The sequence below is a fragment of the Pseudoalteromonas sp. SR45-5 genome, from assembly GCF_014163565.1.
GTDB classification, from domain to species: domain Bacteria; phylum Pseudomonadota; class Gammaproteobacteria; order Enterobacterales; family Alteromonadaceae; genus Pseudoalteromonas; species Pseudoalteromonas distincta.
In genome coordinates, this window is sequence record NZ_JACJDN010000865.1 from 1 (window position 1) to 1,304 (window position 1,304).

A 1,304-nucleotide genomic window follows, 5' to 3' on the forward strand; every position below is an offset into this window, starting at 1 on the left:
CATTATTAAATAAGGATATTTATGAAGCTCTTACTATCGCTTGTATTAATACTTACTTTTAGTACACCATTTTTAAGCCACGCAAAAACCAATACAACTGACATAACCGTTGGTAAAAAAGTCATTCTGCAATCAAAAATACTTAACGAAGACAGACCCATTAAAATTTTCATACCTGACACTGTAAAAGACGATCAGCCGCTTTATGTTATTTATTTACTTGATGGTGTTGAGCACTTTCATACGGCGTCTGGTGTTATTAAATCCCTTGTTGATTACGAGCAGATACCTAATGCCTTGCTTGTTGGTATTGATACAACTAACCGCGTTCGTGATTACTTACCTAAAGTAGATGATGAGCCTAAAACTGAGTTTCAAACCTTTGTAAAAAATAAATGGCCTGAAGCGGGGCAAACTGACGAGTTTTTGAAATTTGTTTCTGACGAACTTATGCCATACATAAATTCTAACTACTCAACTAACGGCTACAACACGTTAATTGGCCACTCTAATGCAGGTACTTTAGCGCTTTATACTTTAGTTAATCAGCCTGAGTTATTTAATAACTATATAGCTATAAGCCCAAACAGTTGGTGGAGTGATGAAGAATTAAAAAATAATATTATAAAATACACTAAAAGCCCTAAAGGCGGTCAATCGTTATTTATTAGTGTAGCAAGTGAAGGGTCACGCTTTTATACCGGTGTATTAAATACTTTAGTAAATTTAGAACAACAAATGCCAACACAGCTAAAATGGGAATATAAGCATTACCCTACTTTTAGTCATATGGGCACCATACTACCAGCCCTTAGCGATAGCCTAATTCACTTATTTGGCGACCTAATTTTTAGCGTTACTGACGAGCATGGAAGATTTGCTGATGTATCGCTCATTACAGGTTATTACCAAGCACTGAGTGATAAATATGGGTTTGAGCTTAAAATTCCACAAGATGTATATGTAGAATTTGCTCATAGCCAGCAAAAATTTGGTAACACAGCTAAAGCTATTACCACGCTTAAACACTTTACTACCCATTACCCAAATGCAGCCTATTCTCACATGCGTTTATCGCAAGGCTATACTGAAAATAAGCAGTTCAAAGAGGCCGTCACCAGTATGAAACACGCATTAGAACTTGCTAAGCAAAACTCGCGAGATCCAATGTGAATTGATGCGCTCAAAGATATGGTGAATGAAGCACAAAAGAATTTGTAACTGATTTAACGCAAAGCACTTTTTAGCTAACGATAGTAATTACAAGCTACGCTCGCGTGAAAATGAGCAGCTCTAAATTTATT

At 36.1% G+C, this 1,304-nt stretch carries 1 protein-coding gene; it reads left to right on the forward strand.

Going from position 1 to position 1,304, the window contains the following annotated elements; all coding sequences use genetic code 11:
• Positions 1-21 precede the first annotated feature (21 nt).
• Positions 22-1,173, forward strand: a complete 1,152-nt coding sequence (locus tag H5072_RS19685) for an alpha/beta hydrolase-fold protein (protein WP_182694541.1) — start codon at positions 22-24, stop codon at positions 1,171-1,173.
• Positions 1,174-1,304 lie beyond the last annotated feature (131 nt).

What these genes read in the sequence shown, in the direction of transcription:
- H5072_RS19685 (WP_182694541.1), top strand. Translation starts at nt 22, where the DNA reads ATGAAGCTCTTACTATCGCTTGTATTAATACTTACTTTTAGTACACCA.